Source organism: Mediterranea massiliensis (genome assembly GCF_900128475.1).
GTDB lineage: Bacteria > Bacteroidota > Bacteroidia > Bacteroidales > Bacteroidaceae > Bacteroides > Bacteroides massiliensis_E.
This window is the reverse complement of record NZ_LT635838.1, coordinates 532,381-555,697: the sequence shown is the minus strand read 5'-3', so window position 1 is coordinate 555,697 and position 23,317 is coordinate 532,381. Positions and strand designations below refer to the sequence as shown.

The following is a 23,317-nucleotide window of genomic DNA, read 5'->3' as shown; positions in this document are numbered from 1 at the left end:
TGTTGACATAATAAATCTTTGTTGTTTGTTTTATGATACGAATCCGGATGCGAATAGTTATAACGTTATTGGTTGCTTTCATTGGGACGAATGTGCAGAAAACCGTCGGACAAACGGTTGCCGATACGCTTTCATTGCCTGATAAGGTAATCCGTATGGGCTCGTTCGCAACCGGATTTCGCGGTGAAGTATGGCAGAATCCGGCACTGTATTATTATTACACTCCGTATACGTGGACAAGTGTGGATGTAAACGCCGTCCGTCATGATAAGGGCAGGGCAGCTTTGAAGCAAGAAGGCGATAACGATGCTCACGTCGGAGTAGATGTACATTCGTTTGTTATTCTGTCGGAGCATAATCGGGTGTTTGGGTCTGCCGGATACCGAAGCCGGAAACAAGACAATGTATTGTGGAACGAGAACATCGACTGGGAGTTGGTGGCTCCTTATGTAACAGGCGATTCAATAGGTGGTTTCCTGAAGGGAGAGACTTATTATTTCAATGGTGGATATGCCGATGAATCGGGGCGTTGGACATGGGGGCTGACCGGAGGTTACAGAGCTTCTCATAATTATCGGGATAAAGACCCACGTCCGCGCAATACGGCTTCCGATCTTTCTTTCTCCGCAGGAGGAGGCTATCGTTTGGGTACGTATCGTATAGGAGTATCCGCCGATTTCCGGTACTACCAGCAGAACAGTGAGATTTCGTTTCTTGCCGACAAAGGTTCTACTTCGGTATACCATGTATTGGGGCTGGGGATGGATTATGCGCGTTTTGCAGGGAATCAGACCGGAACAAAATATCAAGGTATGCAGTGGAAAGGAAGTGTGGGCATCCTGCCGGCAGATGCGGAACAGGGAATATCTGCCGTGGTTTCAATGGACCACATGGCTCTGGATAAGAAACTGAGCAGTGCCAATAATCTCACATTGCTGGAGCTGGGTACTACAAACTTGGATGGGAATGTGAGTTGGCTGCGGACTTCTTGGAAGGGAAATACTTTCGGTGTAAAGCTGAAAACGAAATATACAGTCCGTAAGGGAACGGAAAATCTCTACGGTGAGGCTGGCGGGAGTTCGTACGGAACACTGATTAGTACCTCGCCGGGGATAAAGATTGCCGACAGCAGGATTTCGGTAGAGGGACTGTGGGAGAAACTCCCGTATGGTGAACGGACATGGGGTGGAGCAATCATCCCTAACGTTACTTGTCATCGGTGGAGGGCCGATTACAACACGGTGTCTCGTTTCGTCCATCTGTCGGCATTGTCCGGTTCGTTGCGTGCCCGTTTGCACTATCAGATAAACCGTTTGCAGTTGGCGGCAGAAGCCAACGGCGGTTATTACGCCAACCTCTCGGCTGAATATGCTTTGCCGGGATTGGATACTTCGAAATCATCGGCACAAACCTTGTTGGCGAATATCACTTACTTGTCCGACAGTTACGGCTGGGCAGGAGTCCGCTTGCAGGGAAACTATCCGATAAAGAAATACAGTTTGTCGTTGTCATTCCAATGGCAGGGCACTTATTATAAAAAATGCGGAACGGCCCGGTATGCCGCTTGTTCACTGGGCGTCTTTTTCTAAAACTAAAAATGATAATGTATGAAAACTAAATTGATGGTTGCTGCCGCTTTTATGGCAGCTATGGTAATGATTACTTCTTGTGGAAACAGTAATAAGCAAAGTCAGTCTGAACAAACGGAACAGGCTGCTCCGTCGGCGTTAAGCATTGATGATTTGCTCTCGGATGCCGACTCGCTGGTAAACAAGGAGGTAACGATTGAGGGGATTTGTACACACACCTGCAAGCATGGCGCTACGAAAATGTTTTTGATGGGCAGCGACGATACTAAGACGATCCGGGTAGAAGCCGGTCCGTTAGGCTCGTTTGATACCCGTTGCGTCAATGCCATTGTCACGGTTGCCGGAACATTGAAAGAGCAGCGCGTTGATGAGGCTTATCTGCAAAACTGGGAAAGCCGGCTGAAAGCGCAGACCGAAAAATCTCATGGCGAAACGGCTGCCGGATGTGATTCGGAGAAGAAAGCACGCGGCGAAACAGCGAATACTCCCGAAGCACGCATTGCCGATTTCCGTGCGAAGATAGCTGAAAGAAAAACAGCTACCGGAAAAGATTACCTGTCGTTCTATTACTTGGAAGCAAGTTCTTATGAAATTCAAGAGTAAAGGAGCGGCGTTTCGCAAATGGACTAGGACGGTTCATCGCGAACTCTCATTCTTCTTTGCCGGAATGATTCTGATTTATGCTGTCTCAGGTCTCGTAATGAACCATCGGGATAGCATAAATCCTCATTATACGGTTACGCGGAAAGAGTATAAGGTAACAGCGGACTTGTCTGACAAAAACAAGGTGAATGACAAGGTGATTCTGGCATTGCTGGAACCGTTGGACGAAGCGGAGAATTTCACCAAATATTATTACCCGAAACCGGATAGGATAAAAGTTTTCCTGAAAGGAGGCTCCAGCTTGGTGATTGACACCCGGACGAACGATGCGGTGTATGAAGGATTGAAGCGCCGTCCGCTCATCTCCCCGATGGTGCAGCTTCATTTTAATCCCGGCAAATGGTGGACTTGGTTTGCCGATGCTTTTGCTGTCTGCCTGATTTTAATCACCCTCAGCGGCATTGTGATGATTAAAGGGCCGAAGGGATTATGGGGCAGGGGAGGTATAGAACTGGTCATCGGTATTCTAATACCGGTCATCTTCCTTGCGTGTTTTTAAAACTTGTTGATAATCAGGGAGGAATCAGTGACGGTTAGTCCTGTAAAATTCATGCGGTAGAATTGGTCGGTTCTATGGGTAGAATTCATCAGTTCTATGGTTAGAGTTGGTTCGTCCTATGGGTAGAATTTTTCAAGGTATCAAAAAACGGAAAAAGATATAAAGAATGAGTGCAATAATAGAATGTAAAAACCTGACTCATTATTACGGCAAACGTAAAATTTATGAGAACCTGAGCTTCGATGTACCTCAGGGACGTATTTTAGGACTGCTGGGTAAGAATGGTACAGGGAAAACAACAACTATCAATATTTTGAGCGGTTATCTTCAACCGCGTTCAGGGGTGTGCCGCATATTCGGAGAGAATATTCAAACCATGAATCCCGCCCTGCGCCGGAACATCGGCTTGCTGCTGGAAGGGCATGTTCAGTATCAGTTTATGAACATTACACAGATAGAGAAGTTTTATGCTTCTTTCTATCCGGGGCAATGGAAAAAGGAGGCATATTACGACTTGATGAATAAGCTGAAAGTGGCTCCGGGGCAGCGCATCTCGCGCATGTCGAACGGGCAGCGTTCGCAAGTGGCGTTGGGGCTGATTCTTGCCCAAGACCCCGAACTTTTGATTTTAGACGATTTCTCTTTAGGGCTTGACCCCGGCTATCGTCGGCTTTTTGTCGACTATCTGCGCGATTATGCCCGCTCTGAAAATAAAACCGTTTTCCTGACTTCTCATATTATTCAGGATATGGAGCGGCTGATTGATGACTGTATCATTATGGACTACGGTTCTATTCTTATCCAGCAGCCTGTTGAAACATTGATGAAGAACCTCCGACGATATACTTGTACCGTACCCGAAGGCTATCAGCCTCACTTGCCGGAGAGCTGTTATCATCCGGCGGTGATTCGGCAGACACTGGAAACCCATTCTTTCCTTCCGCCTGCCGAAATGGAGGGACTTTTGAAACAGTCGCAAGTCCCCTATACCGATTTGCGGTACGAACACGTAAGTCTGGAGGACGCCTTCATCGGGCTTACCGGAAAGTATTAACATTAAACAGAAAAAGAGAAACGTATGATACAAGCCATATTTTATAAAGAGTGGATAAAAACACGCTGGTATTTGCTGTTGGCCACCCTGTTCATGATAGGAATCACGGGATACTCCATGCTTCGCGTCAGTCGCGTGATAGCCATGCAGGGAATCGACCATCTGTGGGTGGTTATGGTTCAGAAAGATGCCATATTTGTAGATTTGTTGCAATATGTTCCGCTGCTTACCGGTATCCTGCTGGCAGCCGTACAGTTTTTTCCCGAAATGCAACGCAAGTGCTTGAAGCTGACTTTGCATCTGCCTTACTCGCAGAAGAAGATGATTCTGGCTATTCTGGCTTTCGGGCTGCTTGCGCTGGCTGCATGTTTCGCCACGAGTTTCATCATCATGGGCATTTACCTGCCCCAGCACTTTACGGGCGAGTTGGTTCGGCATATTCTGCTGTCGGCAGTTCCGTGGTTTCTGGCAGGTGGTGCAGGCTATTTGTTCGTGGCGTGGATTTGTCTGGAACCCACATGGAAACGCCGGGTGCTGAATCTGATTATTGCCGCATTGATTTGCCGCATCTACTTCTTGGCTCCGGCACCCGAGGCCTATAACAGCTTCCTGCCCGTGCTGACCCTGTACACGCTGCTCATCGCTTCGCTTTCATGGATTTCCGTGGTGCGGTTTAAAGCCGGTAAACAAGACTGATTAATGATTAAAAAATGAAACAAAGATGATTCGATTCAGTAAAATATTTCTTTATCTCACCGTGGCGGTTCTGCTGGTATGGCAGTTGCCGTGGTGTTACGCATTCTTTACAGCCAAACCGGTGAAAACCCCGTTTACGATGTACAGCTCGGTTTTGGGCGACTTCATATTCATTCAGACGGACGCGAACAAGCAAATCCGACGCAGCGATACAAAGGGAAACACCTATACGCAGCAACAGGTAGACAGCCTGCTTCCTTCGTTTTATGTGCGTCAGCTTACGGCAGACGAGCGTTTTCCCGATACCATTTGCGGCAAAGCAGTCAGCCCGAAAGACATTCAAATGACAAACTTTACCTTTAAAAGTGTGCCTTCGGCAATCAACGCTCCCCAAACGGGAATTTATTTCCTGATGGAATCGATGTCCAAGCGGGTGGAGCTGAAGATGCCCGATGACGCTTTCCGTTTTACCGGTAAAGGCATTGAGTTTATCTGCATGGAGACAAACCGGATAGACGAACCGAAAAGCAAGCTGTTTACCGACATGTTGCTCCAAAAAGGTTTTGTTTTTCCCGCCAGCTATGCTTCGGGCAATCCTACCACCCGTAAAGATTACGACGAAGGATACTTGGTGCTGGACGCTAACCACCAACTGTTTCACTTGAAATGTACGAAAGGCTGTCCGTATGTAAAAGCCATTCGGCTGCCCGACAATGTGCGTCCGGAATACGTCTTCATCACCGAATTCCGCAGCCGTCAGACGTTAGGATACATGGTAGACAGCCGACATCATTTCTATGTGATTCAGAGCGACGGGAGTGTCATCAAATCTGCCATTCCCGCTTTTGACCCCACAAAAGATGAATTGACCATTTTCGGAAACATGTTTGATTGGACTGTGAAACGTTCGACAGACAAAGATGATTACTACTATGCCTTAGATGCCACCGACTATTCGCTGATAAAAGAATATGCTTATAAAGACATACGTCGTTCGGTTCCGGGGCTGTCGTTTACATCTCCTGATGATAAGTTCGTAAAACCCCGGTTTTGACAGGCATACTTCTGTTTCTACGGTTTGTTTTTTAGTCGGAGAGTCAGTAGCACTATTTTCTGCTGCTGACTTTCTTTGTTTATGTGAATTTGATTTTATTTGATTTACGGACATAAAAAAAGGAGTACCGCTGTACTCCAACCTTTGTTAACCTTAAAATCTAATACTATGAAAAACACGATGCAAAGATACGGACTTTTGGGTAATAGGTGGCAAACTCCTTGATGAAGTCGGGCGTAAGCTCCAGCATCGACATGTCGCTGCGCTTGTAGAACGACTTGATGAACGCCGCCACATAGTTCCTTGCCACTACCCTTGACTGGTAAGTCGCCAGTTTCCTGTCCTTGCCGACACGCTTCTTGAACACCTCGTTCTCACGGTCGAAGGCTTTGAGCTGCGTTTCATACTCGCCGCCTATGCCCTGATAGGCGTTGCGCACCATCTCTGCCGTCACAAACGCCTCACGGTCGGATATGCGCTGGTAGTGCTTGATGATTTGCGCCTTGATGTTGTCAAGCGCAAGGTTCGTTTCCCTTGCCTCCAAACTCTTGCCTTTGGCACGGTTGCCCTTTGCATCCCAAAGTTCTTTTGAGATGCTCCGCTTGCAACTGAACTGCGCCACCGTTCCGTTGATTGTAACCCGTCCCATGATGGGGACAGTTCCATTCTTCTCCTTGCTGCCGTTCGCATAGAACAGCACGCGAAATGTGCTCCTTGTCATACTCGTTCTTTTTTGGTTGAAAAACTATAAATCAACGAGTTAAACCTTGACAAGCAAACCTACGCAGAGCGGCGCAAACGGAACGGTGACTGTTAAATCTGCATTTCTGACGGGTAACGATTAGGAAACCGTTCTCTTTCTCCAATCCGCTTTGAAACGCTATTCAGCCCTCTATCCAACTTCCGCGATTTTCTCCTAACTACTTAATTCACAGATTACATTGCGTTAATCTGCCGAATTTTGGAGGTTTTTCCATAGATTTTGCGTAAGTTTGCTTGTCTAAACTTCAAACGATATGGAAATACAAGCCAACTATATCCGCCGCATCGAGATTGACGGCCTGTGGCACCGCTACGACGTGGCGTGGGACCTGCGCCCCGACGTCAACATCCTCTCGGGTATCAACGGGGTGGGAAAGACAACCATCCTGAACCGCTCCGTCGGCTACCTGGAACACCGCACCTCGGGTGAGATGAAGAACGGCGAGGTGGCCGGCGTGCGCCTCTTCTTCGACCCGGCCGAAGCTACGTGCATCCCCTACGACGTCATCCGCTCGTACGACCGCCCGCTCGTCATGGGCGACTTCACCGCCCGAATGGCCGATCCCAATGTCCACACTGAACTGGACTGGCAGCTCTACCTGCTGCAACGCCGCTATCTGGACTATCAGGTGAACGTAGGCAACCGCATGATCGAGCTCCTCAACGGCGACGAGCAGCAGCGTGCCCAGGCTCCGCAGCTCTCCCGTCCCAAGCGGCTCTTCCAGGACCTGGTGGACGAGCTCTTCAGCTATACGCGCAAGACCATCGACCGCCGCAGCAACGACATCGCCTTCTATCAGGACGGCGAACGCCTGCTGCCCTACAAGCTCTCTTCGGGCGAGAAACAGATGCTGGTCATCCTGCTCACCGTCCTTGTGCGCGAGGGTACGCACAGCGTGCTCTTCATGGACGAGCCCGAAGCTTCGCTCCACATCGAGTGGCAGCAGAAGCTCATCGGCATGATACGACGCCTGAACCCGCAGATGCAGCTCATCCTGAGTACCCACTCGCCCGCCGTCATCATGGAAGGCTGGCTCGACGCGGTGACGGAGGTGAGCGAGATAACGAAGGAAATGGAGAATGGAAAATTGAAAATGGAAAGTTGATTCGCCGCCTCTATTTTCTTAATTTTTAATTCTTAATTTTCAATTCTTCATTCTTCATTTTTATGTCTCTCACTCTCCGCCATAACCTCACCTCCGCCTACCTGGACGCGGCCCGCCGCCTGTCGCCGCGGAAGAAGCGCCGCCGCATCGTGGCCTATGTGGAAAGCTACGACGACGTGGCCTTCTGGCGCACGCTGCTCTCCGAGTTCGAAACCGACGAATGCTACTTCCAGGTGATGCTGCCTTCGCAGACCTCCCTGTCCAAAGGGAAGAAGACCGTGCTGCTCAACACGCTCAATGCCGACGAGCTGGGGCGCAGCCTCATTGCCTGTGTGGACAGCGACTACGACTTCCTGATGCAGGGCGGCACGGTCTTGTCGCGCCGCATCAACGAGAACCCCTTCGTGCTGCAGACCTATGCCTATGCCATCGAGAACTACCTGTGCTATGCCGAGAGCCTGCACGAGGTCTGTGTACAGGCCACGCTCAACGACCGCCAGCTGGTAGACTTCCCCGAGTTCATGCGCCGCTATTCGCGCGTGGCCTATCCGCTCTTCCTCTGGCACGTGTGGTTCTACCGCCAGCACGACACCAATACGTTTCCCATGTACGACTTCAACCAGTGCGTACGCTTGCAGGACGTCAGCCTGAACCACCTCTACCGCTGCCAGGACGACATGAAGCAACGGGTGGACGCCAAACTCTCGGAACTGCGCACCCGTTTTCCGCAGACCATCGAGCACATCGATGCCCTGGGTGAGGAGCTGACGCAGCTGGGCCTGACTCCCGACACAACCTACCTCTACATCCAGGGGCATCACATCATGGACGGCGTGGTGATGAAGCTGCTCAACCCCGTCTGCACCCAGCTCCGCCGCGAACGCGAGAAGGAAATCAAGCGCCTGGCCATCCACGACGAGCAGTTCCACAACGAACTGACCAGCTACGAGAACAGCCAGGCGGCCGTCCAGCTGATGCTGAAGAAGAATGACGGCTACAAGGGCCTCTACCTCTACCAGTGGATGCGCGAGTCGGTGGAGAGGATTCTGGCGATGAAAGAAGAATGAACCTCTAACAAAAAGAAACTTATTTATGGAACTGCTGAACAATATCGACGAAATTCTGATAGCCTGGGGCATGAATCCCCAGACAGCCGGGTGGGCCGACCAGTTCATTGCCTTTGCCCTGGTGCTGGTGCTGGCCTTTGCCGCCGACTTCATCTGCCGCAAGGTGCTGCTCCGGGCCATTGCCCGCCTGGTGCAGAAGACGAAAGCGACGTGGGACGACATCCTCTTCGACCGTCGCGTAATGGTCTACCTGAGCCACATGGTGGCGCCCGTGGTCATCTACCTGCTTCTGCCGGTGGCCTTTGCGCAGACCGACTCGGTGACGCTGAACTTCATCCGCCGCCTGTGTTTCATCTACATCATCTTCTCCTTCCTGTTCTTCATCAATGCGTTTCTGAAGGCGGCCTATACCGTCTACAGTGCGAAGGAGTCCATGCGCGACCGTCCGCTGAAGGGGCTGCTCCAGACGTTGCAGGTGTCGCTGTGGCTGATAGGCATCATCGTGATTGTGGCCGAGCTGTTGGGCAAGTCGCCCTACTCGCTGCTGGCCGGTCTGGGTGCTTCGGCCGCCGTGCTGATGCTGGTGTTCAAGGACAGCATCATGGGCTTCGTCAGCGGCGTGCAGCTTTCGGCCAACGACATGCTGAAGGTGGGCGACTGGATTACGATGCCCAAATATGGGGCCGACGGTACGGTCATCGAGGTGACGCTGAACACGGTGAAGGTGCGCAACTGGGACAACACCATCACCACCATACCGCCCTACCTGCTGGTGAGCGACTCCTTCCAGAACTGGCGCGGCATGCGCGAGAGCGGTGGCCGCCGCGTGAAGCGCAGCATCAACATCGACATGACCAGCGTGCGTTTCTGTACGCCCGAGATGCTGGAGAAGTACCGCAAGATACAGCTGTTGAAGGATTACATCGATCGGACGGAAGCCGTCGTCGAGGCTTATAATGAAGAAAACGGCATCGACAACGAGGTGCTGGTGAACGGCCGCCGGCAGACGAACCTGGGCGTGTTCCGTGCCTATCTCACCGCCTACCTCAAGAGCCTGCCTGTGGTGAACAAGGAGCTGAACTGCATGGTGCGCCACCTGCAGCCTACGGACCACGGCCTGCCCGTCGAACTGTATTTCTTTTCCACCATCAAGGACTGGATACCCTATGAGGGCGTGCAGGCCGATGTCTTCGACCACGTGCTGGCCATCATTCCCGAGTTCGGACTGCGGGTCTTTCAGTCGCCGTCGGGGGCCGACCTCCAGAGATTGGCTGAGAAATAAGAAAAGAAGAAGGAGGCACACCGCATGGCATGCCTCCTTCAGGAAAAAGTGTGTGTTATTTCAAAGAGTGAGTCGCGTTATTCTACCCAGCTTCCGGCCATCCAGCTGCAGGCAGCCTTGATGTCGTCCAGCGAAGCATAGTTCAGGTTGGTGTCGACCTTGTTGCCGGTACCGGCTGTGAACACATCGTTGGTGTAGATGCCCTTTTCGCTGTCCACGTTGTTGCTGATGGTGGTGTTGGTGATGCTCGAAGTGCCGTCGGTCAGCGCTGTTTCGGTTTCGGTGCTTTCTACGGTCAATGCCTTGCCTTTGCCGCAGATTTGGGCATTGTCCAGGGTTACCTGTGTACCACGACGCAGGCGTACGCCCTGCTTGGAACCGCCGTTACCCACGAGGATGAGGTTCTTCAGTGTCGGGTGGGCTATCGGAGTGGCCTGGTAGTTGTTTTCGTTGTTGTCGGCCTCGATCAGGCAGTCGCAGTCGTAACCCAGGGTAGACTCAGCTTCCTGGTAGGCTACGAGGTTGGTGCCCGTACCGTTCCATCCTTCGGTCCAGTCGAACGAGTCGTCGCTGCAGCTGATGACTACCATGTTGCTGACGTTGACCGAGCCGCCGAAGAACTCAAAGCCGTCGTCCGAACCTTTGTAGGCTACACAATGGTCTACCGTCGTACCGCTGCCTACACCGTAGAAGCTGATGCCGTTGGCTTCGTGCTCCTCGTCGAAGGCATAGCCGGTGTACTCCAGGCGGACGTATTGCAGGGTACCCGAGTTGTCTTTGTCATCGTTGCCGCCATATTCGGCACCGCCGATTTCCGAACTGCCCTTGCCGCCTTCAGCGTTGGTATGGGCGCGTCCGCAGATGTGGATGCCGCCCCAGGCTCCGGCTTCTTTTTTCTCGGAAGTCATGATGATGGGAGCGTCGGCCGTACCTTTGGCATTGATTTTGGCCCCCTGCTTGATGAGGATATAGTCCACGTTGTCGTCATAGACAGCAATCAGTTTCACGCCCGGTTCGATGTTCAGCGTAGCGCCTTCTTCAACGGTATAGGCACCGCTCAGTTTGTAGGTGTTGCCCGATTTCAGGGTCACGTCTTCGGTAACGGTGCCGCTCAGGGTCGTACCGTCGGCAATGCCGTTGTCACCGTTGTTGCTTGTTTCGTCGTTGCTGCAGGCAGCAAAGAGGGTCATCCCGGCCAGAAGGGCCATTGAAAACAATTTTCTGTTCATAATTGAAAGTTTTAAATGGTTAAGTTTTTAAGTTTTATACTTACTGATAGTGTTACATTCAAGTGGCTGAAGGACAGTAGTATACCAGTTTATTTTTGGTTTGACCGGAATAAACTCTCAGTTTATCAGCATTAAACTGTCAGTTTATCCGTATTAAACTCTTGGTTTATCCGTATTAAACTGTCGGTTTATCCGTAGTAAACTACTGCTACAGTCATTGTTTCATTAAAAGTTGTAGCTGACTCCCACTTCGAAGCTGGTGCCTTCCTTGAAGCGTTCCACTTCGATGTATTCGCCGGTCTTGGGCACTTCCTGCTTGAAGACGATGGCGCGGTTCAGCAGGTCGTTCACCTGTACCTTGGCACTGAAGTGGCGGTTGAAGCTGTAGCTGGCGTTGAAGTTCAGCGTGTGGACGGGCATCTGGTCGATGTCGCCCAGTTGCGATACGCCGACGGCATGGATGCGCTTGCCCTGCAGGTTGTAGAGGAGCGACAGGTTGAGCTGCCGGTCTTCGCCGAAGCGGGGCGAGTAGGTGAGGTCGGCATTCATCAGGATGGGCGAGGCACCTTGCAAGGAGCGGTCCTTGTTGGTGTAGGCACCGCCTTCGGGCAGCTTCACGTTGGTGTACATGTAGGAAACGTTGGCTCCCAGTCGCAGGTCGGGCAGGAGCTGCTTGCGCAGTTCCACTTCCACGCCGGCTGCCATACCCTGGTCGGCATTCTGGAAGGAGTGCATCGTGGCACCGCCCTGCAGCTTCTGGATGCGTTCGATGGGCTTGTCGAGGAACTTGTAGTAGACCGTGGCCGACAGCATGTCGCCGTTCTGGTTGAAGTGTTCGTAGCGCAGGTCGAAGTTATAGTTGTATCCGTTCTGCAGCTCTTCGTTACCGCGGATCTGGGCCGAACCGTAGGATTCCTGGTAAAGGAAGGGGGCCATCTCGATGAACGAGGGGCGTGTCACGGTGCGCGACAGCGACATGCGCAGGTTGTTCTTGTCGTTGACGGTGTATTTCAGGTTCACCGTAGGGAAGAGGTCGTTCTTGTTCAGGTCGCGGCGGCGCTGGTACTTCTGGTCGCCTTCGATGGCATATTCCACCCATTGCTTGGTCATTTCGTAGCGCAGGCCCACGTTGACGAGCAACGAGCTGAGCGGATAGAAGTCGGTCTGGATGTAGCCCGCATAGATGTCCATGCCGGCACGGTAGGTGTCGTGGGGCTGCATCTTGCGTTCGATGACGATGTTGCCGTTCTCCACGTTCTCCTGGTTGAGGAAGCTGTCGGTGTCGTAGATGTTGTCGATGGTGGGGTTGAGCTTGTTGACGTTGTAGTAGAAGCGGGTGCCCATGTAGTCGCGGTCCTTGTTCTTGTAGGCCACGCCCATCTTGACAAAGTTCTGTTCGGTCCAGTTGTACTTCAGGTCGACGTTTCCTACCCACTCTTCTTCGTTCAGGTCGCCGTAGTAGCGCATGGTTTCCTGGCGGTTCAGCTTGAAGAGCTGCAGGTTGCCTGCATTGTCCTTGGTGAACATCACCTGGCGGCGGTCGGGTTCTTCGCTGCCCGTCTTGCCATAGGAGCCGGCCCAGTTCAGCTGCCACTGGGTGCCGAACTCATGATGTCCGTTCAGCTGGTGGTTCTGCAGGGTGTAGATGTGGGTGATGTCGTTGCTGCCCCACAGGTTGTGCCCTTCGGCATCCACACCCGCGCGGCTCTGGTAGGAGTCACTGGCATTGCGGGCATAGAAGAAGGTATAGCCGATGCGGTCGTGCTGGCGCAGGGTGTAGCCTACGGAGGCCAGAGCAGCCATCTTCAGCGTGGAGGTATATTCGTCGTAGGTGAAGTCGTTCTGTACGTTGCCGGTAGCTTCGAGGGTCTTGTAGAAGGCATCGTCCAGCTTCTGTGTCTCGTTGCTGAGGCTGAATGAGGCCAGCAGGCTGAGTGTCTGTCCGCCCACGGCAAAGTTGCGTCCGAAGCCCAGGTTGCCTCCGAACTCGGGCAGTGCTGTTTTTTTGTCGACATCGAACGTCGTGCGGAAGATGTTGTTTTGGGTGACGTACTCGTCGAAGTCGAGCAGCGGCATGTCGTATATCTTTTCGTCGAGCGAGGGTGTCTTGAACAGCGTGCCGTCGCGATCCATCTGATAGAAGTCGCGTCCCAGTGTGTTGAACTTGCCCCCGACGTTGAAGCTGACGTTCAGAAATTCGTCCGTCACGTTCTCCTTGGTGCTGATGTCGATGTGTGCGCCGCTGTAGTCGGCAAAGGCGCTGGCGTCGTACACCTTGCTGACGGTGATGTTCTGCACCGTACTCGAGGGAAAGAGGTCGAGCGGAATGAGTTTGTTGTCGGGATTGGGCGAGGCGATGGGCAGTCCGTTCAAGGTCGTGGTGCTGTAGCGGTCGCCCAGCCCGCGTACGATGAGCTGGCCCGACTCGGCGATGGAGATGCCCGTTATCTGCTTCACGCCTTCCTGCACGTTGCTGATGCCCTTGATGCCCATTTCCTTGGCACCCAGATTCTCGATGGCCAGGGTGGCTTTCTGGCGTTCCACTTGCAGGGCACGTTCGCCTTCCAGATTCTTTTTGGCTACGACAGAAACTTCGCCCAAGGTCTGTGCGTCGGTTTCCATTTCGAAGTTCAGCACCGTTTCGCCGTTCACTTTCACTTGTCGGGCGGTGATGTCCACATAGCCTACGTAGCGCACGGCGAGGTCATACACTCCGTCGGGCACTTGCAGGCTGTAGTTGCCGTCGATGTCGGCTACGGCTCCCGTCGTGCTGCCCGCCACCTGGATGGTAGCGCCCGTCAGCGGTTCTTTCGTCTGTTTGTCTGTGATGGTTCCCCGGATGGTTCCTGCCATGACCGTCATGGCCGACAGGGTGAGGAACAAAATAAGGAAGAGAATTTTTCCTAAATCAGCTTTCATACTCATCTTTGTTATGCGTTTCTTTTTCCGCTGCAAAGATGGGGAGAGCAAGTTACAGGGCCGTTACACGGCAGGTACATGTCTGTTTCGGAAGCGTTACAAGAATATGACAGGCGCTGGTATAGGAACGGTTCGCGCCCGCAAATCAGGTTCTTGATTTCAGAAGCCGGACTTGCGGGCGCGAAGCCTTGAATGATAGGGGGATGACGTTTACATGCCGAAGGCGTAGTGGCCGATGCTCTCGTAGGAAGCGCTGACGATGCTCAGCAGCGTGATGCCCAGGGTGCAGATGAGCAGGGCGGCACGCGTGTAGTTGTCGCTGCGGAAGGCGGCAATGGGCTCGTCGCTCTTGTTGATGTACATGGCCTTGACAATGCGCAGGTAGTAGTAGAGCGAGATAACCGTGTTGGCCAGGGCGATGAACACCAGCAGATGGAATCCGCTCTCGAAGGCTGCCGCGAAGATAAAGAACTTCGAGAAGAAACCTGCGAACGGCGGGATACCGGCCAGGGAGAACAGGCAGAGCGTCATGAGGAATGCCAGACGCGGATTGGTGGTGTAGAGCCCGTTATACTCTTCGAGCGTGAACTTATGGGCACGCAGGGCCACGATGGTGATGACGGTAAACACGCCCAGGTTGGCGAAGAGGTAGATGAGCACGTAGTAGACCAGTGACGTCATACCCTGCGCACTGCCTGCGATGACACCCAGCATGATGTAACCGGCCTGTGAGATACTGGAGAAGGCCATCAGACGCTTCAAGTTCTCCTGACGCAGGGCAAAGAGGTTGGCCAGCGTAATGGAGGCGATGATGAGCCAGTAGAGGGCTTCCTGCCATTGGGCAGCCATCGGAGCGAACACCTTGATAAGTATGGTCATCAGCACGAAGGCGGCCGAACCTTTGGATACGACACTCAGGTAGGCCGTCACGGTAGAGGGGGCACCCTGATAGACATCGGCCGTCCAGAGGTGGAAGGGCACGAGTGAAATCTTGAAGCCCATGCCGGCCAGGAAGAACACGATGGCCATCACTTGCAAGGGGCTGCCGTCCAGGTGTGCAGGTACGTCGTTGAAATAAAGGGTGCCTACCGTGCCATAGATGAGCGAGATGCCATAGAGCAGCAGGCCGCTGGCAAAGAGAGCCGTCAGGATATACTTGGCACCGGCTTCAGCCGAGTGGTGGCGGTATTTGTCGAAGGCTACCAGGGCGGCCATCGGCACGCTGGCCGTCTCCAGGCCGATGAAGAACATCAGGAAGTGGCCGGCGGATATCATCAGATACATGCCCAGCAGGGTAGAGAGGGTGAGGAAGTAGAATTCACCCTGCTTGAGAACCGTGTCGGGGCGGCGCATCCATTCGTGGGCCATAAGGAAAACGATAAGGGTACCGATGCTCAGGATGGACTTCACGATGTGCTGGATGGGTGAATTGTGGTACATGCCTCCGAATGCGTCGGCCACGGGGCCGGGGACGATGGTCACCAGCGTGTGCAGCGCCAGCAGGACCACGGGGAGCATGGTGTTCAGTACAGGCCGTCCGTCACGCTTGTGGGCATCGGGGCTCATGAACAGGTCGGCTATGAAGAGGATGAGGATGACGGCTATCAGCGACAGCTCTTCTTTCATCACGAGAAATTGACTGTAATCCATTTTGTTAACTGAGAATTGAAATTTGAAAATTGAGAATTATTGAATGGAGAACTGAAAATGGATTGTTAATTTTCAATTCTCCATTTTCAATTATCCATTAATAACATTTACGATGGGCAGTACACTGTCGCCTATCATACCGCTGATCCACCACGGAGCCATACCCAGGGCAGCTACGCAGACAATGAGGATGATGACCGCCGTGCGTTCGTCCCACGTGGCATCGGTCAGTGTCAGATGATGCTGGTTGGTGCAGGTGCCGTAGAGTATCTTGCCCACCAGGCGCAGGATGTAGACGGCGGTGATGACGATGCTGCAGCAGGCAATCACCGTCCATGTGCGGTGGAAGACATCGACGTGCTGGAAGGCACCGTTGAAGATGGTCATCTCAGCGATGAAGCCGCTCAAGCCCGGCAAGCCCAGGTTGGCCAAACCGGCAATGACGTAGCACACGGAGAGGAAAGGCATGATTTTCATCAGGCCCGACAGCTCGCGGATGTCGCGGGTGTGTGTACGACCGTAGATCATACCGATGAGGGCAAAGAAGAGGGCCGTCATCAGACCGTGGCTCAACATCTGCAGCACCGCACCCGTGCAGGCCGTCTGGTTCATCATCAGGATGGCAAAGAGCACCAGGCCGCAGTGGCTTACGGAGGAGTAGGCGTTGATGTATTTCAAGTCGGTCTGTACGCAGGCCGAGAAGGCACCGTAGACAACCGAGATGCCGGTCAGTATCAGGAAGATCCATCCCAGTTCGTTGGCGGCTTCGGGCATCAGGTACATGGCGATGCGGAAGCAGCCGTAGCCTCCCAGTTTCATCAGTACACCGGCGTGGAGCATGGATACGGCTGTGGGGGCCGATGCATGACCGTCGGGGCTCCAGGTGTGGAAGGGGAAGAGAGCTCCCAGTACGCCGAAGCCCAGGAAGGTGAGCGGGAACCAGATGCGCTGCTGCTCGACGGGAATGTTGTGCAGGGCAGCTATTTCGTTGAGGTTCATCGTTGTGGCACCGCTGCCATAGTAGATGCCCAGGATGCCTATCAGCAGGAAGGCCGAACCACCCATCAGCATCAGCGTCAGCTTCATGGCGGAGTATTCCTTGCGTCCCGAACCCCATACGCCGATAAGCAGGTACATCGGTATCAGGGCCACTTCATAGAACATGAACATGGTGAAGAGGTCGGTCGAAATGAAGAAGCCGAATACGCCCAGCGACAGGAAGGTGAACCACAGGAAGTATTCCTTGGTGAGCGGCTGGAGTCTCCACGAGGCGAAGGTACCTGTAAAGACGATGATGGACGAAAGCAGCAGCATGGCCACCGATATGCCGTCCACGCCCACGGAGTAGTGGATGTTGAGGGCGGGATACCAGGCGACGTCGGCACAAAACAGCATTTCGTCTGTAGCGCCGCCATGGCGGGCGTTGAGATACATCACGGTGAGCACGCCTGCCAGTACGAGCAGGGCCGAAGCTCCCGTCACCATCACGGTGCGTATCTGGTTGATGCCTCGTGCCAGCCACAGGCCGAGCAGCATCAGCAGGGGAATCAGAACGAATAAGGATAAGAAATTCATTTTATTAATTGAAAATTGATAATTGACAATTGAAAATGAAAAGTTGAAAATGGACGCTTAGTTCCATTCTCCATTTTCCATTATATAATTAAAATAAGTATCAATGCCAGTGCTCCCAGCAGGAAGACCAGGGCATATTGCTGAACGCGTCCGCTTTGCAGGCCACGGATCTCGTCGCTCGTAGCGTCGGCGCTCCAGGCCAGGAAGTTGAAGAAGCCGTCCACCACGTGACGGTCCCACCAGGCGATGGGGCGGCTGATGCATCCGAAGATGATCTTGTGCGTGATGAACTGATAAATCTCGTCAATGTAGAAGCGGTGGTAGGCAGCTGTCCACAAGCCACGGAAGCGGCGTTGCAGGGCGTCGGCCACAGGCTGCTTGCTGCGGGCATAGATGCTGACGGCCAGTGCGATGGCTATCACTGCGATGATGATGCTGGTCAGCATGACCTGCGTATCCAGATGGATGTCGTAGGAGTGTCCGTTGGACGAAACGAAATGTCCGAAAGGAATGAAGCCGGCCACTACCGTAATGGCGGCCAGGACAACCAGCGGGAAGGTCATGCTCAACGGGCTTTCGTGCGGCGTGTGTTCGGCATGCAGCTCCTTGTTCTCCTTACCCCAGAAGATGCCGCAATAGAGGCGGAACATATAGAAGGCCGTCATGGCGGCGATAATCGTCATGATCCATCCCATGGCCGGGCTGAACTGGAAGCAGGCAGTCAGAATCTCGTCCTTCGAGAAGAAGCCCGAGAAGGGAGGAATACCCGCTATGGCCAGACAGGCGATGAGGAACGTCCAGTGTGTGACAGGCATATACTTGCGCAGGCCTCCCATGGCCGACATCTCGTTGCTGTGGACGGCATGGATGATGCTGCCCGCGCCGAGGAAGAGCAGGGCCTTGAACATGGCGTGTGTGAAGAGGTGGAACATGCCGGCCATGTAACCCAAGCCGCCTTCGTGAGGGTCGGCCGAGGTGCATACGCCGAGGGCCACCATCATGAAGCCGATCTGCGAAATGGTGGAGAAGGCCAGCACACGCTTGATGTCGCTCTGCACGCAGGCTACCGAGGCCGCATAGAAGGCGGTGAAGGCACCCACGTAGGCCACGATGTGAAGCGTGTCGGGCGCATAGGCGATGAACAGCGGGAACATGCGGGCCACCAGATAGACACCCGCTACCACCATCGTGGCGGCATGGATGAGGGCGCTGACGGGTGTCGGACCCTCCATGGCGTCGGGCAGCCAGATGTGCAGGGGGAACATGGCACTTTTGCCCGCACCGCCGATGAACATCAGCCCCAAGGCCAGCGGAAGCATCATGCCGCCTTTGGCCAGAGCCATTTCAGTGGGTGTGAAGGTATACGTGCCTACGTAGTAGCCATACACCAGGATACCGATGAGGAAGCCCAGGTCGGCGAAGCGCGTCACGATGAACGCTTTCTTCGAAGCGGCGATGGCGGCCGGCTTGGTATAGTAGAAACCGATGAGCAGGTACGACGATACGCCCACCAGCTCCCAGAAGAGGTACATCTGGAAGATGTTCGTGGCCACTACCAGGCCCAGCATGGACATGGTGAAGAGCGACAGGAAGGCGTAGTAGCGCTGGAAGCCCCGTTCACCCTTCATGTAGCCGAAGGAGTAGATGTGTACCATCAGGCTGACGGTCGAGATGACGATGAGCATCACCACCGAGATGGGGTCGAGCAGGATACCCAAGTCGATGCTCAGGTTCTCGGTGAAGGGCAGCCAGCGGAAGTTGTAGGGCATCAGCGTGGCATACGTGCCGTCGGCCAGGCGGGGAGCCGTGAAATACATTCCTGCCGTGAGGTACGACAGTACGGCAACGACGCCCAGCACCACCGTGCCGATGAGTCCCGCCGTGCGGTGTGACATCCATTTGCCCCCGATTCCCAGCGTGAGGAAAGAGAGGAATGGAAGAAGGAGGATAAGAATTGTATATTCCATACTAATGGATCATTGAATTTTTAAAATTAAAACCTAATACCTAAAACCTAATACATCAAAATCACCACTTCAGCTCGTCCAGCTTGTTCACCTGAATGCTGCGTATGTTGCGGTAGATATTGATCATGATGGCAATGGCGATGGCCGTTTCTGCCGCCGAGATGGCGATGGAGAACAGGGCGAAGAAGTAGCCCTCCAGGCTGCCGGGAAACAGGAAACGGTTGAACACGGCGAAGTTGATGTCCGTGGCGTTCAGTATCAGCTCGATGGAGATCAGGATGGCCAGGGTGTTGCGTCGGGTAAAGAATCCGTAGATGCCTGCGAAGAACATGATGGCCGACACGATCAGGTAATATTCCATGTGTATCATAAGTCGTTGTCTTTTTAAGTATTGTTATCTCTTTCGTGCAATGAGCAGGCCGCCTACGATGCAGGCCAGCAACAGGAGGCTGACAGCCTCGAAGGGCAGCAGGTAGCCGTATTTGTCACTGCTGAACATCTGCTGGCCGATGGTGTCGAAGCTGACCTCGATGGGTTGCAGGTCGGTGGTGGCCAGGAACTTGTGCTTCAGGGTGATGAAGAGTACGATGACGGCACCCGCGAGCGTGGTGCCCAGTCCGGCCAGAAACTTGCTCCGGCTCAGCTTGATGGCCTTGTCGCCCTCGCCGCTGGTGAGCAGGATGGAGAAGACGTAGAGCACGACGATGCCGCCTGCGTACACCATGATCTGTACCGACCCCAGGAAGGTGTATCCCAGGAGGAAGTAGATGCCGGCCGTGCCGAAGAGCACGAACAGCAGGTAGGTGGCCGAGCGCACCATGCGGGTGGTGGTCACCGTCAGCAGGGAGAACACGGTGATGAAGGCCGCCAGGAAGTAGAATACTACTGTTTCAAGAGTTATTTCCATTTTCTTTCTGAAGGGTTAATGGTTAGTTTTTTTTCTCTTCCACGTGGCTGCCCGGGTGGTTGAGGGTAAGGATGAGTTTCGAACGGTCGAACACGGCATGCTCGAAGTTTTGGTCGAAGGTGATGGCGCCGTGGGGGCACGCGTTGACGCAGAGCTGGCAGAACATGCACGAGCCGAGGTTGTACTCATACTTGGCCAGCACTTTCTTCTTTTTGCCGTCTTCCGTCTCGACGGTTTCGCTGGTCACGTGGATGGTGCCGTTGGGGCAGGCCATCTGGCACAGGCCGCACGCCACGCAATGGTGCTCGTTGCGTTCGTTGTGGGGCATGACGAGCGTGCCGCGGAAACGGTCGAACATCTTGAGCTCCTTGCGGTTTTCAGGGTACTGTTCGGTCACCTTGGGCGTGAAGAACTCGCGCATGGTGGTCTTCAGGCCGACAGAGAGGCTTTTGATGCCCTTGAAGAAGCTGCTGAAATAAGTGTTGTTATTTTCCATTATTGCTGAATGATAATTTTTTATACCTAATACCTGGTTATCTTTAGAAGTGCAGCCCGTAAGCCACGAGTACGCTCATGAGCAGCAGGTTGAGCATGGAGAGGGGGATGAGGTATTTCCACTCCAGCGTCAGTATCTGGTCGATGCGCAGACGGGGGAAGGTCCATCGCATCCACATCATGAGGAAGACGACGAAGAAGGCCTTGGCAAAGAACCACACGAAGCCGGGGATGTAGTCCATCACCGCGTTGAAGCCGTCCAGCCCTGCGATGTGGAAGGGCATCCATCCGCCCAGGAAGACGGTGGCGGCCACGGCGGCTACGATGAAGAGGTTCAGATACTCGGCCAGGTAGTAGAAGCCGAAGTGCATGCCGCTATACTCCGTGTGGTAGCCGGCGGTCAGCTCGCTTTCGGCCTCGGGCAGGTCGAAGGGGCCGCGGTTACACTCGGCATTGCCGGCGATGAGGTAGATGAGGAAGGCGATGGCGGCGGGGATGTGGCCCTTGAAGATGAGCCAGCCGTCGGCCTGTCCGCCCACGATTTCCGAGATCTGCAAGGTGCCCGTCAGCACGACCATGGTGAGGATGCTCATGCCCACGGACAGCTCGTAGCTCACGATCTGCGCGCCGCTTCGCATGGCGCCGATGAGCGAGAACTTGTTGTTGGAACTCCAGCCGGCCAGCAGGATGCCCACCACGCCGATGCTCGAGGCTGAGAGCAGGAAGAAGATGCCTACGTTGAAGTCGAGCACCTCCAGCCCCTTGTTCATGGGCAGGCAGGCGAAGGTGAGGAACGAGGCCAGTATCACCATGTAGGGGGCCAGGTTGTAGAGGAAGCGGTCGGCGCCCTTGGGGGTGAAGATTTCCTTGGTGAGCATCTTGAACACGTCGCAGAACACCTGCAGGGAGCCATATTTGCCCACGCGGTTCGGGCCGATGCGGCACTGGAAGAAGGCGCACACCTTGCGCTCCATGTAGATCAGGACGATGGCGAGGATGGCATACATCAGCACGATGCACACGCCTATGACGACACACTCGATGAAGACCGCCAGCCCTTCGGGCATCAGGGAGGTCAGCATTTGGTGTATCCAGCTTGTTACAATACTAAAGTCAAACATTTATTGAATTGATAATTGATAATTGATAATTGAGAATGGGCGGCTGGCAAGCCATTTCCCATTCTCCATTTTCCATTCTCCATTGATTATCTGTCGATGTCGGGCACCACATAGTCCAGCGTACCTCCGATGGCGATGAGGTCGGCAATCTTCGCGCCGCGGCAGATGGTGTTCACTGTACCCACCAGCGGCAGGCCTGTGGCACGGTAGTGCAGACGGTAGGGAGTCTTGTCGCCACGGCTCTCGAGGTAGACGCCAAACTCGCCGCGGCTACCTTCGACGGCGGCATACCAGCTGCCTTCGGGCACGCGGATGATGGGTTTCATCTTTTCCTGATAGGGACCTTCGGGGATGTTGTCGATGAGCTGCTCGATGATGTGGAGGCTCTCTTCGATTTCGTCCATGCGCACCATGTAGCGGGCGAAGCAGTCGCCTTCGGTGCGGACAATCTGCTTGAACTCTACCTGGTCGTAGACGCCGTAGGGCATGCGCTTGCGTACGTCGCACGCCCATCCGCTGGCACGGCCCGTACCCCCTGTCGCTCCGAAGGAGATGGCGTCTTCGCGGCTCAGCACGCCGATGCCTTTGAGGCGCTGCTGGGCGATGATGTTGCCCGTGAAGATGTCGTGGTATTCCTGCAGGTTGTGGCGCATGTAGGGGATGAACTCCTTGACGCGCTTCACGAAGTTGGGATGGAGGTCGGCCTGCACGCCGCCGATGGTGTTGTAGTTCAGGATGAGGCGTCCGCCGCAGGTCTCCTCGAAGATGTCGAGCACCTTCTCGCGGTCGCGGAAGCCATAGAGGAAGGCTGTCGTGGCGCCCAGGTCCTGGCAGAGGCAGGAGAAGAACAGGATGTGCGAGTCGATGCGCTGCAGCTCGTCCATGATGGTGCGGATGTATTGTACGCGGGGACTCACTTCCACGCCCATGGCCTTCTCGATGCACATGCACAGGGCGTGGCGGTTCTGCATGGCGCCCAGGTAGTCCAGACGGTCGGTCAGGGCCAGTGTCTGGGGGTAGGTCAGGCTCTCGTTCATCTTCTCGATGCCGCGGTGGATGTATCCGCAGTTCACGTCAATCTTGTGGATGTTCTCGCCCTCGAGCGACACGCGGAAGCGGAGCACGCCGTGCGTGGCGGGGTGTTGGGGGCCGATGTTCACCACGTATTCGTCGTCGCCGAAGAGCACCGTTTCCTCTTCGGTCAGCTCGCCGTCCTGGGTGGTCTTGATTTCGTAGGTGGTGTCGACGGTTTCCTCGTTGGTCATGCGCAGGGGGTTCTCCTTCTGCGGGTCGTTGTCCTTGCGCAGGGGGTAGCCCACCCAGTCGTTGCGCAGGAAGAGGCGTCGCATGTCGGGGTGTCCCACAAAGAGGATGCCGAAGAAGTCGTACACCTCGCGTTCGGGCAGCTCGGCGCCTTTCCACAGGTCGGTCATGGAGGGCAGTTCGGGGTGCAGGCGGTCGAGGGTCGACGTCTTCACAACGACCCGTTTCCCGCTCCCGGTCGACTCCAGGTGGTAGACTACGCCCAGGCCTCTGAGGGTACCTTCCGCGTCTTTTTCGTCAGGTACTCCCCAGTCCATGCCCGTCAGGCTTTCCAGGAAGTCCATCTTTTCTTCGTCGCGCAACCGGCGCATCTCTTCGTGCAGCTGTTGCGGCTTGATGTATAGTGTCTTTTCTTCCAT

The 23,317-nt window shown here is 54.2% G+C and carries 19 protein-coding genes and 1 pseudogene; 9 read left to right on the top strand and 11 right to left on the bottom strand.

Translation table 11 applies throughout. From position 1 onward, the window contains the following. Positions 1-32: 32 nt before the first annotated feature. From BQ7483_RS12245 to BQ7483_RS12220, 6 genes are all read left to right on the top strand, one after another. Entirely contained in the window at positions 33-1,589 is a 1,557-nt protein-coding gene (locus tag BQ7483_RS12245) for a DUF6850 family outer membrane beta-barrel protein (protein ID WP_072546075.1), read from the top strand. Between the two features lie 18 nt (positions 1,590-1,607). Continuing rightward, the gene (locus BQ7483_RS12240; protein WP_072546074.1) at positions 1,608-2,192 is read left to right on the top strand and encodes a hypothetical protein; all 585 of its coding nucleotides are present in this window, start codon (positions 1,608-1,610) and stop codon (positions 2,190-2,192) included. Beyond that, entirely contained in the window at positions 2,176-2,751 is a 576-nt protein-coding gene (locus BQ7483_RS12235; protein ID WP_072546073.1) for a PepSY-associated TM helix domain-containing protein, read from the top strand. The genes BQ7483_RS12240 and BQ7483_RS12235 overlap by 17 nt, the downstream gene beginning before the upstream one ends. 166 nt (positions 2,752-2,917) lie before the next feature. After that, positions 2,918-3,805 carry an ABC transporter ATP-binding protein gene (locus BQ7483_RS12230; RefSeq protein WP_072546072.1) on the top strand — a complete coding sequence of 296 codons (888 nt, stop codon included), beginning with the start codon at positions 2,918-2,920 and terminating at the stop codon, positions 3,803-3,805. A gap of 24 nt (positions 3,806-3,829) precedes the next feature. After that, positions 3,830-4,501 (top strand): hypothetical protein, encoded by a 672-nt coding sequence (locus BQ7483_RS12225; protein WP_072546071.1) that lies wholly within the window; start codon positions 3,830-3,832, stop codon positions 4,499-4,501. A 25-nt stretch (positions 4,502-4,526) separates the two neighbouring features. Further along, positions 4,527-5,555: a DUF4857 domain-containing protein gene (locus tag BQ7483_RS12220; protein WP_072546070.1), complete on the top strand. Its 1,029-nt coding sequence runs from the start codon at positions 4,527-4,529 to the stop codon at positions 5,553-5,555. A 205-nt stretch (positions 5,556-5,760) separates the two neighbouring features. Here the strand turns inward: BQ7483_RS12220 and BQ7483_RS12215 are convergent. Beyond that, positions 5,761-6,276: pseudogene (locus tag BQ7483_RS12215) on the bottom strand (Arm DNA-binding domain-containing protein); the annotation flags it as partial. A 295-nt stretch (positions 6,277-6,571) separates the two neighbouring features. Between BQ7483_RS12215 and BQ7483_RS12210 the strand changes: the two are divergent. From BQ7483_RS12210 to BQ7483_RS12200, 3 genes are all read left to right on the top strand, one after another. Continuing rightward, positions 6,572-7,423: an AAA family ATPase gene (locus BQ7483_RS12210; protein WP_072546069.1), complete on the top strand. Its 852-nt coding sequence runs from the start codon at positions 6,572-6,574 to the stop codon at positions 7,421-7,423. A gap of 62 nt (positions 7,424-7,485) precedes the next feature. Next, entirely contained in the window at positions 7,486-8,490 is a 1,005-nt protein-coding gene (locus BQ7483_RS12205; RefSeq protein WP_072546068.1) for a DUF4435 domain-containing protein, read from the top strand. Between the two features lie 25 nt (positions 8,491-8,515). Next, complete coding sequence (locus BQ7483_RS12200) at positions 8,516-9,772, top strand: mechanosensitive ion channel family protein (protein WP_072546067.1); 1,257 nt, start codon at positions 8,516-8,518, stop codon at positions 9,770-9,772. A gap of 77 nt (positions 9,773-9,849) precedes the next feature. On the opposite strand, the gene BQ7483_RS12195 is transcribed toward BQ7483_RS12200, so the two are convergent. From BQ7483_RS12195 to BQ7483_RS12150, 10 genes are all read right to left on the bottom strand, one after another. Further along, the gene (locus tag BQ7483_RS12195; RefSeq protein WP_072546066.1) at positions 9,850-11,001 is read right to left on the bottom strand and encodes a hypothetical protein; all 1,152 of its coding nucleotides are present in this window, start codon (positions 10,999-11,001) and stop codon (positions 9,850-9,852) included. Positions 11,002-11,226: 225 nt separating this feature from the next. After that, positions 11,227-13,926: a TonB-dependent receptor gene (locus BQ7483_RS12190; protein ID WP_204246014.1), complete on the bottom strand. Its 2,700-nt coding sequence runs from the start codon at positions 13,924-13,926 to the stop codon at positions 11,227-11,229. Positions 13,927-14,130: 204 nt separating this feature from the next. Further along, complete coding sequence (locus tag BQ7483_RS12185; protein WP_072546064.1) at positions 14,131-15,570, bottom strand: NADH-quinone oxidoreductase subunit N; 1,440 nt, start codon at positions 15,568-15,570, stop codon at positions 14,131-14,133. Positions 15,571-15,660: 90 nt separating this feature from the next. Then, positions 15,661-17,145: a complex I subunit 4 family protein gene (locus BQ7483_RS12180; protein ID WP_072546063.1), complete on the bottom strand. Its 1,485-nt coding sequence runs from the start codon at positions 17,143-17,145 to the stop codon at positions 15,661-15,663. Between the two features lie 80 nt (positions 17,146-17,225). After that, positions 17,226-19,112, bottom strand: a complete 1,887-nt coding sequence (nuoL, locus tag BQ7483_RS12175) for an NADH-quinone oxidoreductase subunit L (protein WP_022020041.1) — start codon at positions 19,110-19,112, stop codon at positions 17,226-17,228. A 61-nt stretch (positions 19,113-19,173) separates the two neighbouring features. Next, positions 19,174-19,482 carry an NADH-quinone oxidoreductase subunit NuoK gene (gene nuoK, locus BQ7483_RS12170; protein WP_022020040.1) on the bottom strand — a complete coding sequence of 103 codons (309 nt, stop codon included), beginning with the start codon at positions 19,480-19,482 and terminating at the stop codon, positions 19,174-19,176. Positions 19,483-19,506: 24 nt separating this feature from the next. After that, positions 19,507-20,019, bottom strand: a complete 513-nt coding sequence (locus BQ7483_RS12165) for an NADH-quinone oxidoreductase subunit J family protein (protein WP_022020039.1) — start codon at positions 20,017-20,019, stop codon at positions 19,507-19,509. Between the two features lie 22 nt (positions 20,020-20,041). Continuing rightward, on the bottom strand, positions 20,042-20,515 hold the full coding sequence (locus BQ7483_RS12160; RefSeq protein ID WP_022020038.1) for a 4Fe-4S binding protein: 474 nt from the start codon (positions 20,513-20,515) through the stop codon (positions 20,042-20,044). A 43-nt stretch (positions 20,516-20,558) separates the two neighbouring features. Then, the gene (gene nuoH / locus BQ7483_RS12155; RefSeq protein WP_072546062.1) at positions 20,559-21,635 is read right to left on the bottom strand and encodes an NADH-quinone oxidoreductase subunit NuoH; all 1,077 of its coding nucleotides are present in this window, start codon (positions 21,633-21,635) and stop codon (positions 20,559-20,561) included. Between the two features lie 86 nt (positions 21,636-21,721). After that, entirely contained in the window at positions 21,722-23,317 is a 1,596-nt protein-coding gene (locus tag BQ7483_RS12150) for an NADH-quinone oxidoreductase subunit D (protein WP_072546061.1), read from the bottom strand.

What these genes read in the sequence shown, in the direction of transcription:
- BQ7483_RS12245 (WP_072546075.1), top strand. Translation starts at nt 33, where the DNA reads ATGATACGAATCCGGATGCGAATAGTTATAACGTTATTGGTTGCTTTC.
- BQ7483_RS12240 (WP_072546074.1), top strand. Translation starts at nt 1,608, where the DNA reads ATGAAAACTAAATTGATGGTTGCTGCCGCTTTTATGGCAGCTATGGTA.
- BQ7483_RS12235 (WP_072546073.1), top strand. Translation starts at nt 2,176, where the DNA reads ATGAAATTCAAGAGTAAAGGAGCGGCGTTTCGCAAATGGACTAGGACG.
- BQ7483_RS12230 (WP_072546072.1), top strand. Translation starts at nt 2,918, where the DNA reads ATGAGTGCAATAATAGAATGTAAAAACCTGACTCATTATTACGGCAAA.
- BQ7483_RS12225 (WP_072546071.1), top strand. Translation starts at nt 3,830, where the DNA reads ATGATACAAGCCATATTTTATAAAGAGTGGATAAAAACACGCTGGTAT.
- BQ7483_RS12220 (WP_072546070.1), top strand. Translation starts at nt 4,527, where the DNA reads ATGATTCGATTCAGTAAAATATTTCTTTATCTCACCGTGGCGGTTCTG.
- BQ7483_RS12210 (WP_072546069.1), top strand. Translation starts at nt 6,572, where the DNA reads ATGGAAATACAAGCCAACTATATCCGCCGCATCGAGATTGACGGCCTG.
- BQ7483_RS12205 (WP_072546068.1), top strand. Translation starts at nt 7,486, where the DNA reads ATGTCTCTCACTCTCCGCCATAACCTCACCTCCGCCTACCTGGACGCG.
- BQ7483_RS12200 (WP_072546067.1), top strand. Translation starts at nt 8,516, where the DNA reads ATGGAACTGCTGAACAATATCGACGAAATTCTGATAGCCTGGGGCATG.
- BQ7483_RS12195 (WP_072546066.1), bottom strand. Translation starts at nt 11,001, where the DNA reads ATGAACAGAAAATTGTTTTCAATGGCCCTTCTGGCCGGGATGACCCTC.
- BQ7483_RS12190 (WP_204246014.1), bottom strand. Translation starts at nt 13,926, where the DNA reads ATGAGTATGAAAGCTGATTTAGGAAAAATTCTCTTCCTTATTTTGTTC.
- BQ7483_RS12185 (WP_072546064.1), bottom strand. Translation starts at nt 15,570, where the DNA reads ATGGATTACAGTCAATTTCTCGTGATGAAAGAAGAGCTGTCGCTGATA.
- BQ7483_RS12180 (WP_072546063.1), bottom strand. Translation starts at nt 17,145, where the DNA reads ATGAATTTCTTATCCTTATTCGTTCTGATTCCCCTGCTGATGCTGCTC.
- nuoL (WP_022020041.1), bottom strand. Translation starts at nt 19,112, where the DNA reads ATGGAATATACAATTCTTATCCTCCTTCTTCCATTCCTCTCTTTCCTC.
- nuoK (WP_022020040.1), bottom strand. Translation starts at nt 19,482, where the DNA reads ATGATACACATGGAATATTACCTGATCGTGTCGGCCATCATGTTCTTC.
- BQ7483_RS12165 (WP_022020039.1), bottom strand. Translation starts at nt 20,019, where the DNA reads ATGGAAATAACTCTTGAAACAGTAGTATTCTACTTCCTGGCGGCCTTC.
- BQ7483_RS12160 (WP_022020038.1), bottom strand. Translation starts at nt 20,515, where the DNA reads ATGGAAAATAACAACACTTATTTCAGCAGCTTCTTCAAGGGCATCAAA.
- nuoH (WP_072546062.1), bottom strand. Translation starts at nt 21,635, where the DNA reads ATGTTTGACTTTAGTATTGTAACAAGCTGGATACACCAAATGCTGACC.
- BQ7483_RS12150 (WP_072546061.1), bottom strand. Translation starts at nt 23,317, where the DNA reads ATGGAAGAAAAGACACTATACATCAAGCCGCAACAGCTGCACGAAGAG.